13 protein-coding genes are annotated in these 13,723 nt (G+C 71.0%); 4 read left to right on the forward strand and 9 right to left on the reverse strand.

Annotated elements, in window-relative coordinates:
* The first annotated feature begins 178 nt into the window (after nucleotides 1–178).
* A complete protein-coding gene (locus OHO83_RS36890; RefSeq protein ID WP_329438015.1) occupies nucleotides 179–1,690 on the forward strand; it encodes an alpha/beta hydrolase in 1,512 nt (503 codons plus the stop codon).
* A 67-nt stretch (nucleotides 1,691–1,757) separates the two neighbouring features.
* Here OHO83_RS36890 and OHO83_RS36895 read toward each other — a convergent pair whose 3' ends face one another.
* Complete coding sequence (locus OHO83_RS36895) at nucleotides 1,758–2,795, reverse strand: NAD-dependent epimerase/dehydratase family protein (protein WP_330280357.1); 1,038 nt, start codon at nucleotides 2,793–2,795, stop codon at nucleotides 1,758–1,760.
* Between the two features lie 75 nt (nucleotides 2,796–2,870).
* A complete protein-coding gene (locus tag OHO83_RS36900) occupies nucleotides 2,871–3,593 on the reverse strand; it encodes a lysophospholipid acyltransferase family protein (protein ID WP_266667993.1) in 723 nt (240 codons plus the stop codon).
* Nucleotides 3,594–3,782: 189 nt separating this feature from the next.
* On the opposite strand from OHO83_RS36900, the gene OHO83_RS36905 reads away from it, so the two are divergent.
* Nucleotides 3,783–4,193 (forward strand): SSI family serine proteinase inhibitor, encoded by a 411-nt coding sequence (locus OHO83_RS36905; RefSeq protein ID WP_330280358.1) that lies wholly within the window; start codon nucleotides 3,783–3,785, stop codon nucleotides 4,191–4,193.
* A gap of 38 nt (nucleotides 4,194–4,231) precedes the next feature.
* On the opposite strand, the gene OHO83_RS36910 is transcribed toward OHO83_RS36905, so the two are convergent.
* The 5 genes from OHO83_RS36910 to OHO83_RS36930 all read right to left on the reverse strand — a co-directional run bounded on the left by OHO83_RS36910 (nucleotide 4,232) and on the right by OHO83_RS36930 (nucleotide 8,688).
* Nucleotides 4,232–4,390 (reverse strand): hypothetical protein, encoded by a 159-nt coding sequence (locus OHO83_RS36910; RefSeq protein WP_266667989.1) that lies wholly within the window; start codon nucleotides 4,388–4,390, stop codon nucleotides 4,232–4,234.
* Nucleotides 4,391–4,474: 84 nt separating this feature from the next.
* On the reverse strand, nucleotides 4,475–5,425 hold the full coding sequence (locus OHO83_RS36915; protein ID WP_266667987.1) for a cytochrome c oxidase assembly protein: 951 nt from the start codon (nucleotides 5,423–5,425) through the stop codon (nucleotides 4,475–4,477).
* Nucleotides 5,426–5,528: 103 nt separating this feature from the next.
* The gene (locus tag OHO83_RS36920; protein ID WP_330280359.1) at nucleotides 5,529–6,554 is read right to left on the reverse strand and encodes a 6-phosphofructokinase; all 1,026 of its coding nucleotides are present in this window, start codon (nucleotides 6,552–6,554) and stop codon (nucleotides 5,529–5,531) included.
* Nucleotides 6,555–6,697: 143 nt separating this feature from the next.
* A complete protein-coding gene (locus OHO83_RS36925; protein ID WP_266667983.1) occupies nucleotides 6,698–7,426 on the reverse strand; it encodes a type 1 glutamine amidotransferase in 729 nt (242 codons plus the stop codon).
* Nucleotides 7,427–7,449: 23 nt separating this feature from the next.
* Nucleotides 7,450–8,688, reverse strand: coding sequence for a Mur ligase family protein (locus OHO83_RS36930; protein ID WP_266667981.1), 1,239 nt, complete (start codon nucleotides 8,686–8,688; stop codon nucleotides 7,450–7,452).
* A gap of 141 nt (nucleotides 8,689–8,829) precedes the next feature.
* Between OHO83_RS36930 and def the strand changes: the two genes are divergently transcribed.
* Nucleotides 8,830–9,384: a peptide deformylase gene (gene def / locus OHO83_RS36935; protein ID WP_326714192.1), complete on the forward strand. Its 555-nt coding sequence runs from the start codon at nucleotides 8,830–8,832 to the stop codon at nucleotides 9,382–9,384.
* 10 nt (nucleotides 9,385–9,394) lie between these two features.
* Here def and OHO83_RS36940 read toward each other — a convergent pair whose 3' ends face one another.
* Nucleotides 9,395–10,051 carry a TetR family transcriptional regulator gene (locus OHO83_RS36940; RefSeq protein WP_266667977.1) on the reverse strand — a complete coding sequence of 219 codons (657 nt, stop codon included), beginning with the start codon at nucleotides 10,049–10,051 and terminating at the stop codon, nucleotides 9,395–9,397.
* Between the two features lie 164 nt (nucleotides 10,052–10,215).
* Here OHO83_RS36940 and OHO83_RS36945 point away from each other — a divergent pair, with 164 nt between their 5' ends.
* The gene (locus tag OHO83_RS36945; protein WP_266667975.1) at nucleotides 10,216–11,445 is read left to right on the forward strand and encodes an acyl-CoA dehydrogenase family protein; all 1,230 of its coding nucleotides are present in this window, start codon (nucleotides 10,216–10,218) and stop codon (nucleotides 11,443–11,445) included.
* 62 nt (nucleotides 11,446–11,507) lie between these two features.
* Here the strand turns inward: OHO83_RS36945 and OHO83_RS36950 are convergent, their stop codons facing one another.
* Complete coding sequence (locus OHO83_RS36950; RefSeq protein WP_330280360.1) at nucleotides 11,508–13,700, reverse strand: alpha-N-acetylglucosaminidase; 2,193 nt, start codon at nucleotides 13,698–13,700, stop codon at nucleotides 11,508–11,510.
* Between the last annotated feature and the right edge of the window lie 23 nt (nucleotides 13,701–13,723).

Consider the following 13,723-nt stretch of genomic DNA (forward strand, 5'->3'; position numbering starts at 1 on the left):
TCAGGGACGGTGCAGGCGCAAGGATCCCCGTACTGATCGAGAACCCGATCGAAGTAATGATCGAATCGATGTACGGAGGCCTCAGTTGAGACGGACTCGACTTACCAGTCGAAGCAGCCGGACGGCGGTGATCGGCTCCGCCGGAACCCTGGTGGCGGCGACCCTGATTGCCGGAGCGATGGCGGCGCCGGTGGCGAGCGCGGACTCCCGGACCGGCCAGGACCGTGAGGCCCGTGGTGCGGCCGTCGCGGCGGCCCGTGCCGCCAAGGCCGGCATCGACTGGAAGGACTGCCCTGCCGACTGGGGCATAGCCAAGCCCATCCAGTGCGGCTGGGTGACGGTGCCGCTCGACTACGCGAAGCCGTACGGCAAGCAGATCAAGCTGGCCGTCGACCGCATAGGCTCCACCGGCACCAAGGACGAGCGCCAGGGCGCCCTCGTCTACAACCCGGGCGGCCCCGGCGGCTCCGGCATGCGCTTCCCGGCGCGCGTGACCACCAAGAACCCGCTGTGGACGAAGACTTCGAAGGCATACGACTTCGTCGGCTTCGACCCGCGCGGCGTCGGCCACTCGGCGCCGATCTCCTGCATCGACCCGCAGGAGTTCGTGAAGGCTCCCAAGGCCGATCCGGTCCCCGACTCCGAGGCCGACAAGCTCGCCCAGCGCAAGCTCGCCAAGGAGTACGCGGACGGCTGCGCCGAGCGCAGTGGCGACATGCTGCCGCAGATGACCACGCCGAACACCGCGCGTGACCTCGACGTCATCCGCGCCGCCCTCGGCGAGAAGAAGCTCAACTACCTGGGCGTCTCCTACGGCACGTACCTGGGCGCCGTCTACGGCACGCTCTTCCCGGGCCACGTCCGCCGCATGGTCGTCGACAGCGTCGTAGACCCGTCGCGCGACAACATCTGGTACGAGGCCAACCTCGGCCAGGACGTCGCCTTCCAGGGCCGCTGGAACGACTGGACGTCGTGGGTGGCGAAGAACGACGCCTCCTTCCACCTCGGTGACACGCAGGCCAAGGTCGAGGCCCAGTGGCTGAAGCTGCGCGCCGCCGCGAAGAAGAACCCCATCGGCGGCGTCGTCGGCCCCGCCGAGCTGATCGGCTTCTTCCAGAGCGCCCCGTACTACGACTCGTCGTGGGTGCCGGTCGCGCAGGTGTGGAGCAAGTACGTCGCCGGGGACACCCAGGCGCTCGTCGACGCCGCGGCCCCCGACATGTCGGACACCGCGGGCAACGCCGCGTCGGAGAACGGCAACGCGGTCTACACCGCCGTCGAGTGCGCCGACGCCCAGTGGCCCACCAGCTGGAACAAGTGGGACCGCGACAACACGCGGCTGCACAAGGACTACCCGTTCATGACGTGGGCGAACGCGTGGATGAACCTGCCGTGCGCCACCTGGCCCACCAAGCAGCAGACCCCCGTGAACGTGAAGACCGGCAAGGGCCTGCCCGCCGTTCTGATCGTCCAGTCCACCCGTGACGCGGCCACCCCCTACAAGGGCGCCGTCGAACTGCACCAGCGTTTCAAGGGCTCGCGCCTGATCACCGAGAAGGACGCGGGCTCCCACGGTGTCACCGGCCTGACCAACCCGTGCATCAACGACCGGGTCGACACCTACCTGCTCACCGGCAAGACGGACAGCAAGGACGTGACCTGCACCCCGCACGCCACGCCCAAGCCGTAACCACCGTCTGACGGCAGCCCCTTTGCCGGCCCGGCCCCCGCTCGGGGGCCGGGCCGGCACCGTGCGGTCAGCCGCGCCGCGCCAGCCACGCGTCCTCGGCCGCGTAGTCGAAGAGCCCCGTCGTGTAGTTCCGCACCATCGTCGGGAACGCCTCCTCCCAGCCTCGCCCCGCGCTCAGCCGCTCGGTCAGCCAGCCCACCGTCCCCGGCAGCGACGCGCTGTACGTCGTCACCGCGCGATAGCCCAACTCCCGCTCCGCGGCGGCCATGTCGTACACGACGGGATGCGCGATGGACCACGGGGTGTCACCCACATTCGGCTCCGGAGGCGCACCGTCCACCAGGACGGTCTCCGTCTCGACCCCCATCACGGCGTCGATCTCCGCCCCGATCTCCGCGATCGTCGGTGCCTCGGGGTCGCCGGCGTTCAGGACCCGCGAACCGGGCCGCGCCGCGGCGAGCCGCACCAGCTCGGCGAGGTTGTTCACGCTGACCGGATGGAACCGGCTCCGCCCGCCGTAGGCCAGCACGCGCGTACGGCGGCCGTCCAGATTCCGCTTCACGAAGTACAGCTCGCGCGGCGTGCGGCAGTGCGGCCCGTGCACAGCGCCCGCGCGCAGGAGCGTCGCCGGCAGCCGGCCGCCCAGCGCGAGCAGCTCCCGCTCCAGCCCGGCCTTCCGCGTGCTGTACGTCGCCTCGCCGGGTGCGACCGTCCGCTGGGTCTCCGGGATGGGTACCGGATACGCGGGCGCCCCGTCCGGCTCGCCCTGCGTGTCGAAGCCGCGCCCCTTGTCGTCCTCGTAGACGGACCCGCTGGAGATCACCACCGCGGAACCGATCCGGCCGGCGAACGAGGCCAGCTGTCGCGCGTGGGCCGAGCCGTACGCCACAGCGTCCACGACCGCGTCGACGCCGTCCCCGAGCAGCGCGCCGAGCGCGCCGTCGTCCTCCCGGTCGGCGCGGGATTCCCGCACGTCCCCCGGCCAGCTTGCGTCGCGCCCGCCGCCGCGGGAGACCGCCGTCACCGCCCAGCCGTCCTCCGCGAGCGCCCGCACCGCCGCGCGCCCGATCTGCCCCGTAGCCCCGATCACCACCGCAGTCCTCATGACCGGACCGTACGCCGCGAGGAGGCCTCGCTCCCAGGGCAATACGCGGTGCGCAGAAACCGCCGGTCGCCGCTCTCAGCTCAGCGGCATCCGCGGGAACTTCCGTGCCTTCTCCTTGGCCGCTTCGGCCTCGGCCTTGACGTCGGCCGCGTACTTGTCGACGTACTCCTGGCCGGACAGACCGAGGATCGCGTACATGATCTCGTCCGTGACCGCGCGGAGGATCGCCTTCTCGCCCTCCATGCCCGCGTAGCGCGAGAAGTCCAGGGGCTCGCCGAAGCGGATCGTCACACGGTGGAGGTTCGGGATGACCTGGCCGGGCGGCTGCGCCTCGAAGGTGCCGATCATCGCGCAGGGGATCACCGGGACCTGCCCCTTGAGGGCCATCGCGGCCACGCCGACCTTGCCCTTGTAGAGCCGCCCGTCGTGCGAGCGCGTGCCCTCCGGGTAGATCCCGAGCAGCTCGTCCTTGCTCAGCACGCCGAGGCCCTCGCGGATCGCCGCCTGACCCGCCTCCTTGCCGGAGCGGTCCACGGGGATCTGGCCGGCGCTGCGGAAGAAGGCGGCCGTCAGCCGGCCCTTGATGCCGGGCCCCGTGAAGTACTCCGCCTTCGCCAGGAACGTGATGCGCCGCTTCAGGATGGCCGGCATCAGGAAGTGGTCCGAGAACGACAGGTGATTGCCCGCGATGATCGCCGCGCCCGACTCCGGCACGTGTTCGAGCCCCTCGATCCGGGGCCGGAACACCAGCCGCAGCAGTGGGCCCAGAATCACGTACTTGAGCAGTCGGTAGAACATGCTGGGCCGCCTTCCCCGTGGATCCAGATGCGTGCGCACAGTAACCAATCGGCGGCCCGCGCGCGAGAGCCCGTTCGGGCCTCGCCGGACCTCCGGCCGGGGGACCGCGCGGCGCGTCCGCTTGGTGTCCGTACGGTGCAGGGAGTGCCCTGGCCTCCCTGCGTCCCGCACCCTCACCGGAGGTCCAGCATGCGTCCGCTCGTTCTCGTCGCCGCGGCCCTCACGGCCCCCGCCGCGGCGCTCACCGTCCTCGCCGCGGCCGGCCCCGCCCGCGCCGTCGCCACCGACCCGCCCGAGCCCCAGGGGGTCTTCCTCACGGTCTCCGGGGACCAGGGCTCGTGGATGCGCGGTGAGCTCCTGCGCTGCGAGCCGGAGGCGTGGGGACACCACCCGCACGCGTCCGAAGCGTGCGGCGCACTCGACAGGGCGCACGGGAATCTGGACGCGCTCGTCGCGGATCCGGAGATGTGCACCCAGGTCTACGCCCCGGTCACCGTGAGTGCGAACGGCACGTACGGCGGCAAGCAGGTCACGTGGCAGAAGACGTTCGCCAACGCGTGCACGATGGAAGCGTCGACCGGATACGTCTTCCGCTTCTGAGGCCCGGGACCCGCTCTCGCGCGGCACCGCGCCAGGCGTCAGGTGCTGCGCGACGCGGCCATCCCGAGGGTGAGCAGACCGAGCACGACCCAGCCGAACCACAGCCAGCCGTTGCTCCCGAGTGCCACTGTGTAGGCCGTCACCGCGACGAGGGAGCCGACGGTGAGCACCCCCATCGTCTTCATCGATCCGGGCATTGCCCGCCTCCTCCCGGCAACCCGGACGGCGCAGCGCCCGGACCACGGCTGAACACCATGGTCACCCCTCAGGGGCGCCGGGCGCTACTGCCCGCGTGTGTTCAGTGAGGCGAGGTACGCGTTGTACGCGGCCAGCTCCTGGTCGCCGTCACGGTCGGCGGCCCGGTCCTTGCGGCGCGCCTGCCGGTCCTCGGACTTCTTCCACTGGAACAGCAGCGCGAGGAGCACGAGCACCGAGGGCACCTCGCTGAACGCCCAGGCGATGCCGCCCGCCGCCGTCTGGTCCGCCAGTGCGTCGATCCCGAGCGAGGCCGGCGGGTGCTCGTACGTGCCGATCATCGGCCCGGACGCCATCATCAGCGCGATGCCGAAGAACGCGTGAAAGGGCATGCCCGCGAAGAGCTCCAGCATCCGCATCACGTAGCCGGGGCGGTGCGGGCCCGGGTCCACGCCCATGATCGGCCAGAAGAAGACCAGGCCGACGGCGAGGAAGTGCACCATCATGCCGATGTGCCCCACCTTCGAACCCATCAGCGTGTCGAAGATCGGCGTGAAGTACAGCGCGTACAGGCTCGCGATGAACAGCGGGATCGTGAACGCGGGATGCGTGATGATCCGCATGTACCGGCTGTGCAGGAACATCAGGAGCAGCTCGCGCGGCCCCTTGGCGCCACGCCGTGCCACCGGCATCGCCCGCAGCGCGAGCGTGATCGGCGCGCCCATCAGGAGCAGGATCGGCGACAGCATGCTGATCACCATGTGCTGCACCATGTGCACGGAGAACATGACCATGCCGTAGTCGTTCAGCTTGGTGCACATGACCAGCATCACGGTCAGCACACCGACGACGAACGACAGCGTGCGGCCCACCTGCCAGCTGTCACCGCGCCGCGCGAGCCGCACGACACCCCAGCCGTAGAGGCCGAGCGCCACCAGGCACCCGATCAGGAAGAAGGGGTCCGCCGACCATGCGAGGCCTCGCCCCAGCGTGAACGGCGGCAGATCCATGTTCATGCCGTGCCCGCTGTGATCCATCCGCCGGCTCCTGATTGGTACTGGTTGTGTGCTGTCTGTCCGCACCAGAGTAGAACTGCCCCCGGTCGCGGCTGCGACCGGGGGCAGACTCTTCAAGCGCGAACTACAGAACGCACTCCGCCTCGGCGTACCGCTCCTGCGGAACCGTCTTCAGCGTCTCCACGGCCTCGGCGAGCGACACCATCACGATGTCCGTGCCGCGCAGCGCCGTCATCATGCCGAACTCGCCGCGGTGCACGGCCTCGACGGCGTGCCAGCCGAAGCGCGTGGCGAGCACCCGGTCGTACGCGGTGGGGGTGCCGCCGCGCTGGACGTGACCGAGGATCACCGGGCGGGCCTCCTTGCCGAGGCGCTGCTCCAGCTCACCGGAGAGCCGTGTGGCGATGCCCGCGAAGCGCTCGTGGCCGTACATGTCCTTGACGCCCTCGTCGAACTCCATGGAGCCGGGGGCGGGCTTGGCGCCCTCGGCGGCCACGACGATGGCGAACTTCTTGCCCGCGGAGAACCGCTCGCCGACCTTCGCGGCCAGCTCCTCGATGTCGAAGGGGCGCTCCGGCACGACGATGGCGTGGGCGCCCGCGGCCATGCCCGAGTGCAGCGCGATCCAGCCGGTGTGACGGCCCATGACCTCGACGATCAGGACGCGCTGGTGGGACTCGGCGGTCGTCTTGAGGCGGTCGAGCGCCTCGGTCGCGACACCGACGGCCGTGTCGAAGCCGAAGGTGACGTCCGTGACGGCGATGTCGTTGTCGATCGTCTTCGGTACGCCGACGATCGGGAGGCCGCTGTCGGACAGGAGGCGGGCCGCCTTGAGCGTGCCCTCGCCGCCGATCGGGATGATCGCGTCAAGACCGAGATCCGTGACATGGCCCTTGGCCCGCTCCACGCCGTCGCGCAGATGCGCGGGCTGGACCCGCGACGAGCCGAGGATCGTGCCGCCGCGGGCGAGGATGCCGCCCACCGCGTCCAGGTCGAGCTTGCGGTAGTCGCACTCCAGCAGGCCCTTCCAGCCGTCGTGGAAGCCGATGACCTCGTCGCCGTGGTCGACGACGGCACGGTGCACGACCGAACGAATCACCGCGTTCAGGCCGGGGCAGTCTCCGCCGGAGGTGAGGACACCAATACGCATAGCCCGAAAACCTTTGCAACGTGGGCCGATGACCGGACCACGTCGTCCGGGCTGGATCCCCGCCACCCTACCGGCGGGAGGGGGCGGGGCCGCACCCGGCGTCCGCCTGCTGGACTGGCCCGCTCACTTGTGCGGGAGCCTGATCAGGCGGGCTGCTGTGCCGCCGTGATCCGCTCGTTGCGCAGCGCCTCGTACCAGCGGTCGTCGACCGGCGGCAGCGCGTTGACATCGAGGGCCAGCTTCAGGAGCAGGTCGGCGATCAGCGGGTTGCGGGCGAGGACGGGGCCGTGCATGTACGTGCCGAACACGGTGTCGTTGAACGCGCCCTCCGTGCCGTCACCCGTGCCGTTGCCCCTGCCGAGCTTGACGCGGGCGAAGGGCCGCGCCGACGGGCCGAGGTGCGTGATGCCCTGGTGGTTCTCGAATCCCGTCAGCGGGGGGAGCCCCAACTGCGGGTCGATGTCGCCCAGTACGTCGCCGACGCACCGCTCGCCCTCACCACGCGTGGACACCACGTCGAGCAGGCCGAGGCCCTGCTCGCGCTCGCCCAGGTCGTTGATGAACTCGTGGCCGAGGATCTGGTAACCGGCGCAGACCGAGAAGACGATCGCGCCGTTGGCCACGGCCCGCTGGAGACCGCCGTCGCGGCGCAGCCGCTCCGCGGCGAGACGCTGCGGCCGGTCCTCACCGCCGCCGATCAGATAGATGTCGCCGGAGGTGGGCACCGGCTGGTCGCTGCGCACGTCGATCCGGTGCACGTCGAGGCGGCGCTGGCGGGCGCGGCGCTCCACGACGAGGGCGTTGCCCTGGTCGCCGTACGTGCTCAGGAGGTCGGGGTAGACCCAGACCAGACGAAGGCCGTTGTCGCTCATGCTCATGAATCCTCTGCGGGGTCTCAGTTGCCGACGCGGCGGCGGACGTCCTGGAACGCGGTGTAGTTGGCGATCAGCTCGATCCGCCCGGGCGGGGCGGACTGCACCGCCTCGTCGACGCTGTCGCAGACCCGGAAGTCCAGGCCGGCGACCTCGAGCCGCACGGCGAGGTCGAGCCTGCGGTCGCCGATCACGAAGATCGGGTGACCGGCCAGACGCGTGTAGTCGACGTCCCACAGCCAGGAGGTGTCGGTGCCGTCGGCGCCGCGTGCGTTGACCGAAAGGATCACCGGGGTGGGCGGCGGGTCGATCAGGGAAAACGTTTCGAGCCAGCCCGCCGGGTTCTTCGCGAGCAGCAGACGCAGGTCACGGCCGAGGAACTGCACGACGTCGTAGCGCCCCGCGACCGCCTGCACCTGGTACATGCGCTCGAGGGCCACCTGGGGCGGCACACCGAAGCACGCGGCGACGGCGGCCGACGAGGTCGCGTTCGCCTTGTTGGCGCGGCCGGGGAGCTGGAGGTGGATCGGCCAGGCCGAGCCGTGCGGGTCGAGGACGTAGTCGCCCTGGAGCGCCCAGCTGGGCGTCGGACGGCGGAAGCCGCACTCGCCGCAGTACCAGTCGTCGCCGGGGCGCTGCATCACGCCGCCGCACGACGGGCACGACCAGGCGTCGTCCTTCCACTCCTGGCCGGCGGCGACCCACACCACGTTCGGCGAGGAGGACGCGGCCCAGACGACCAGCGGGTCGTCCGCGTTCGCGATCACGATCGCCTTCGAACCGGCCAGGCCCTCGCGCCACTTCTCGGCGAGCATGCGGGTCTCGGCGGCACGGTCGAGCTGGTCGCGCGAGAGGTTGAGCAGCGCGATGGCCTTGGGAGCGGTGTCGCGGGCGACGCCCGCGAGGTACTTCTCGTCGACCTCGATCACGCCGAACTTCGCGTCCGAGCCGCCGGCCAGCGCCGACGTGATGCCCGCGGGCATGTTCGCGCCGAGCGCGTTCGACACGACGGGGCCGGCGGCGCGCAGGGCCTCCGCGATCAGCCGCGTGGTGGTGGTCTTGCCGTTCGTCGCCGAGACGAGCACCACGTCCAGATGCTGCGCAAGCCGCCCGAGCAGCTCGGGGTCGAGCCTGAGCGCGACCTTGCCGCCGATCACCGATCCGCTGCCGCGGCCCGCCGCGCGGGACACCGCCGCGGCCGCCTTGCCCGCCGTGACGGCCAGCTTGGCCCGCGGAGTCAGCGGCTCCGAGTTGCCTGACATCGTTCTGGATCCTCCTTGCGTACGGCGCCGCGCCTGCCCCCGGCATCGCTTGGTGGAGTCAGCCTATCGAGATCCACCTTTGAGCCCGAACCGCGGCACCACCCCGGATCCGGGGCTCGCCCTGACCGTACCCTTACGGCCATGCGACACGGCTCGATCCCGGGCGCCTCCGGGCGCGTACGACCCCTGACCCTGCTCGGTGATCCCGTGCTGCACACGCCCTGCGAGGAGGTGACAGATTTCGGGCCCTCGCTCGGCCGTCTTGTGGAGGACCTGTTCGCGACGATGTACGCCGCCCAGGGCGTGGGCCTGGCGGCGAACCAGATCGGTGAGTCCGCCCGGGTGTTCGTGTACGACTGCCCCGACGACGAGGACGTCCGCCACCTCGGGCACATCGTGAACCCGCGCCTCGTCGAGGCGGACGGCGTGGTCGTGCGCGGCCCGGAGGGCTGTCTCTCGCTGCCGGGCCTGGAGGCGGGCACGCCCCGCTTCGACCATGTCCTCGTCGAGGGCGTGGACCTGCGGGGAGAGCCCTTGGTCGTGCACGGCACGGGCTGGTTCGCCCGCTGTCTCCAGCACGAGTGCGACCACCTGGAGGGGCGGGTCTACACGGACCACGTCACGGGGTGGCGCCGCCGCAGGGTGCTGCGCCAGGCGGCGCGGGCCTCCTGGGCGACCGGGACGGCGGCGTCGTAGGGACGTCCGGCTAGAACCCCGGCCCGCCCACCTTGTCGCCCGCCGCCGCGAGCCTGCCCCACAGCAGGTCGGCGAGGCTGCGCACCAACTCGCTCCGCGAGCAGGGTCTTTCGCCGAGCCACCAGTCGCCCGCGGCGTGCATCATGCCGACGATTCCGTGGCCCCAGACCCGTGCGAGCTGCTGGCTGCCGGGGCCGAGGTCGACGCGCTCCTCGATGACCTCGGCGAGCTCCTCGCCCATGCGGCGCAGCAGGGGAGCGGAGTGCTTGCCCACGTAGAAGCCCTGCTCGCCCGGCGCCGCGCTCTCGGACACGCTCTCCGAGGGGTGCATGAGGAAGCGGTACACCTGGGGGCTCGCCTCGATCGCCGCGAGATAGGTGTCGAGCGTCGACTCGACCCGCTCCCGGCGCTCGGCCGGGGCGTCGAGCGCTGCCCGCAGTGAGGCGAGGAGCGCGTCGGTGTGGCGCTTGGCCAGCGCGGCGTAGAGGCCGCCCTTGTCGCCGAAGTGCCGGTAGAGGATCGGCTTGGTGATGCCCGCCTCGGCCGCGATGGCGTTCATGGACGCACCGGGCCCGTCGCGGAGCACCACGCGGTCCGCGGCCTCCAGCAGCTCACGCCGCCGGCGCTCGGCAGACGTCTGCTGTTCCGTCCGCTGTGTGGTCTCCATGAGGTTTCTCCCCGCCCGTGCGATGGCCTGACGCACGGGAAACGTAACACTCGACGCCCGAAAGGCATCGAACGGGCTGCCGGGAGTTGACAGGGGCTACTGGCGAGTAACAGACTGCCGTTACCGCAAGTAACGTGTGAAGTGTACGCAGTGCTGGAGGGGCCATGGCCGAGTTCACGATGGATCTGAACGACGAGCAGAAGGAAGTCAGGGACTGGCTCCACGGGTTCGCCGCCGATGTGATCCGTCCCGCGGCCGCCGAGTGGGACGAGCGCGAAGAGACGCCGTGGCCGGTCATCCAGGAAGCCGCCAAGATCGGAATCTACTCCCTGGACTTCTACGCGCAGCAGTTCTTCGACCCGACGGGTCTCGGCATCCCGATGGCCATGGAGGAGCTGTTCTGGGGTGACGCGGGCATAGCCCTGTCGATCGTCGGGACCGGGCTCGCCGCGGTCGGCGTCCTCGCCAACGGCACCGAGGAGCAGATCGGCACCTGGATCCCCCAGATGTACGGCGACGCCAACGACGTCAAGGTCGCCGCCTTCTGCTCGTCCGAGCCGGACGCCGGATCCGACGTGGCCTCCATGCGCACCCGCGCCGTCTACGACGCGGCCAAGGACGAGTGGGTGCTCAACGGCACCAAGACCTGGGCGACCAACGGTGGCATCGCCAACGTCCACGTCGTCGTCGCCGTCGTCGACCCCGAGCTCGGCTCCAAGGGCCACGCCTCCTTCATCGTCCCGCCGAACACGCCGGGTCTGTCCCAGGGGCAGAAGTTCAAGAAGCACGGCATCCGCGCCTCGCACACCGCCGAGGTCGTCCTCGAGGACGTACGCGTCCCCGGCTCCTGCCTGCTCGGCGGCAAGGACAAGCTCGACGAGCGCATGGCGCGCGCCCGTGAACGTGCCAAGGCCGGCGGCGGCGAGCGCGTGAAGAACGCCGCCATGGCCACGTTCGAGGCGTCCCGTCCGGCCGTCGGCGCGATGGCGGTGGGCACGGCCCGCGCCGCCTACGAGGAGGCCCTGGAGTACGCCAGGACGCGTACGCAGTTCGGCCGACCGATCATCGACAACCAGGGCGTCGCCTTCCAGCTCGCCGACATGCGCACGCAGATCGACGCGGCGCGGCTCCTGGTGTGGCGTGCCTCCTGGATGGCGACCACGGGCAAGAAGTTCGAGTCGGCCGAGGGCTCGATGTCGAAGCTCTTCGCGAGCGAGACCGCCAAGAAGGTCACCGGCCAGGCCATCCAGATCCTCGGCGGCAACGGCTTCACCCGCGAGTACCCCGTCGAGCGCATGCACCGCGACGCGGCGATCTACACGATCTTCGAGGGCACCAGCGAGATCCAGCGCCTGGTGATCGCGCGCACCCTCTCGGGTCTGCCGATCCGCTAGCCGAGGCGGCCGGTGCCCTTCGCGCGGCGAAGGGCACCGGCTTCAGCGGTCGTACCGCCCGGTCAGAGCCGTGCGGCCACCTTGCGGGCGATACGGACGATGTCGCCCGAGGGCCGTGCGGAGTACCCCGGGTGGTCGCGGACCCAGCCGTCCTCAAGGGCGTACCAGTCGACCGGCCGCGGTGTCGTGCCGTCGGCCAGGGCGGCCGCGAGTCCGTCGAAATAGGTCCGCCAGCGCAGTGTGTAGAGGCCGCCGATCAGTCCGGCCCACTCGCGGTTCGCGTAGTCGTGCAGACCTCCGTCGTCGGCGCCCGAACGCGGGCCCCACACCGTCACCAGCGACACCGCGTCGTACTCGAGACGGTCCCGCTCCTCGTCGTCGGCGCCCCACGCGCGCGCGTCGGCGATCCAGCGCCCGAGCAGATGCCGCGGCTGCGTGGCGACCGTCTCCTCCAGCAGCCCGAGCCATGTGAACCACTCACCCGTCAGCTCCTCGAACGCCGCGCGGTCCTTGGCGTCGTACGCGGCCTTGATCCGCGGCAGCAGGATGCGGCTGCGGTGCGAGATCGTCTGCCGGGTGACGTCCATCAGGTCGTAGGTGTACGCGGAGCTGCGGCGCAAGCCCGGTGCGACCGCGAGCAGTTCGGGCAGGGCGCGCGCGAACTCCTCGGGGTCGTACCGCAGCGCGCCCGGCGACCAGGACGCCCCGCTGGAGACGTCCAGATCGGGCCGGGCGCCGAACAGGCCGTCGTGGCCCTCGCTCCAGCTGTCCGCGCGCGTGGTGCCGTAGGCGGTGCGGCGCAGGACGTCCCAGGCGGCCACCGCGTGCGCGTCGTGCCCGCCGTAGCGCTGCACGGGCCACTGCTCGAACCAGCTCTTCAGCTCGACCGGGCCGTCCGTCCACGGCAGATCGCTGAAGAGGGCGAACGCGGCCGGATTGTTGTCGGCGCCCTCGGGCATGAGTGCGATGCCGTCCAGGGCACTGTTCTCCTTGGTGCGCCAACTCTCGTACGACGAGGCCCAGTCGGGGGTGTTGGCGCCCATCGTCGTATGGCCGCCGAAGTTCCAGATCGAGCCGAACGCGTACGGCGTGCCTGCCCAGTCCTTGTCGCGGTCGGTCACCGAGGGGAAACGGTCGGAGAGACCGTCGACGATGAACATCTTCGAGCGGTCGACGGCGTCGAGGATGTCGCGGCGCGGGTTGGTCTGCCAGCCGAGGATGTTCCAGATCGCGCCGGGATGGGCGGTGCGCAGCGCCTCCTCGACCGCCTTGGCGGCCTCACCGACCGGCACGTCACCCGGCCTTCCGCCCTCGTGCAGCAGGTCGAGCTTGTACATGGCGGTGTCGCCGAGCAGTTCGCTCTGCACGCGGTAGAACGTTTCCGCGATCCTGGCGAAGTGCGGGTCGCGCGGGTCGAGCCAGTCGGGGCGCGTGAAGCCGACCCAATCGCCCTGGGGGACGGTGTGCGCACCCGGGTTCCGGTCGGCGAAGCCGGGCGGCACGGTGCCGAAGTAGCCGGGGAGCACCGGTGTCATGCCCAGTTCGCGGATCCGGCGGACGACTCTGCGGGCGAGCGCCGCACGCCGGTCGAGCAACTGAGGCGACACGGGGCCGCCGAACCCGGACATGTTCTGGAGCAGCCACCACGGCTGGTGGGCCGGGCCCGCGATCCACGCGCGCATCTCGGCGTCGTGGTAACCGAATTGCTGGAACGTGCGGTGGTAGACGGTGTCGGCGCCGAGGTAGACGAGGACCTCGTTGAAGCCGTGCAGCGCGAGGACGTCGAGCTCGCGCTCCCAGTAGTCCCAGCCGTGGTACGGGCCTGTGTAGCCGTCGTTGGTGTCGTTGAAGGCGAACCGGTGGGCGACGTTCGCGCCGCGCCTCAGAGGTGCGGCGAGGCCGGGCAGCCGCGCCGGCAGGGACTCGGTCTGCTCGCCGTTCCACGAGAAGTGCGCGTGGGCGTGGTGGCGGAGGTAGTGGTGGAAGCCCGTCAACTGCACGGCGGGCGTGGTGCCTTCGACGAGGATGCGGCCTCTGGACCCCGACACCCGGAACGCGTCGCCCGTGCCGCCGGCAGGGTGGGGGACGGTGCGGAAGGTGACCTGGTCGTGGTGGCGCGGCAGCAGCCGGGCCAGTGCGTCGGCGGCCGGGGTGCGCGAATCCGCCGCGCTCTCGGCGGTGGCGGCGGGCGCGGACGCGGCGAGTGCGGCGGCGGAGCCGAGGGCGGTGAGCACGGTACGGCGACCGAGGTTCATGGAGCACTCCAAGCGCGTGAGTG

The organism is Streptomyces sp. NBC_00569 (assembly GCF_036345255.1).
Lineage (GTDB): Bacteria > Actinomycetota > Actinomycetes > Streptomycetales > Streptomycetaceae > Streptomyces.

Excerpts from the sequence above, each read along its gene's own strand:
- OHO83_RS36890 (WP_329438015.1), top strand. The coding sequence starts at position 179 with ATGGCGGCGCCGGTGGCGAGCGCGGACTCCCGGACCGGCCAGGACCGT.
- OHO83_RS36895 (WP_330280357.1), bottom strand. The coding sequence starts at position 2,795 with ATGAGGACTGCGGTGGTGATCGGGGCTACGGGGCAGATCGGGCGCGCG.
- OHO83_RS36900 (WP_266667993.1), bottom strand. The coding sequence starts at position 3,593 with ATGTTCTACCGACTGCTCAAGTACGTGATTCTGGGCCCACTGCTGCGG.
- OHO83_RS36905 (WP_330280358.1), top strand. The coding sequence starts at position 3,783 with ATGCGTCCGCTCGTTCTCGTCGCCGCGGCCCTCACGGCCCCCGCCGCG.
- OHO83_RS36910 (WP_266667989.1), bottom strand. The coding sequence starts at position 4,390 with ATGCCCGGATCGATGAAGACGATGGGGGTGCTCACCGTCGGCTCCCTC.
- OHO83_RS36915 (WP_266667987.1), bottom strand. The coding sequence starts at position 5,425 with ATGGATCACAGCGGGCACGGCATGAACATGGATCTGCCGCCGTTCACG.
- OHO83_RS36920 (WP_330280359.1), bottom strand. The coding sequence starts at position 6,554 with ATGCGTATTGGTGTCCTCACCTCCGGCGGAGACTGCCCCGGCCTGAAC.
- OHO83_RS36925 (WP_266667983.1), bottom strand. The coding sequence starts at position 7,426 with ATGAGCGACAACGGCCTTCGTCTGGTCTGGGTCTACCCCGACCTCCTG.
- OHO83_RS36930 (WP_266667981.1), bottom strand. The coding sequence starts at position 8,688 with ATGTCAGGCAACTCGGAGCCGCTGACTCCGCGGGCCAAGCTGGCCGTC.
- def (WP_326714192.1), top strand. The coding sequence starts at position 8,830 with ATGCGACACGGCTCGATCCCGGGCGCCTCCGGGCGCGTACGACCCCTG.
- OHO83_RS36940 (WP_266667977.1), bottom strand. The coding sequence starts at position 10,051 with ATGGAGACCACACAGCGGACGGAACAGCAGACGTCTGCCGAGCGCCGG.
- OHO83_RS36945 (WP_266667975.1), top strand. The coding sequence starts at position 10,216 with ATGGCCGAGTTCACGATGGATCTGAACGACGAGCAGAAGGAAGTCAGG.
- OHO83_RS36950 (WP_330280360.1), bottom strand. The coding sequence starts at position 13,700 with ATGAACCTCGGTCGCCGTACCGTGCTCACCGCCCTCGGCTCCGCCGCC.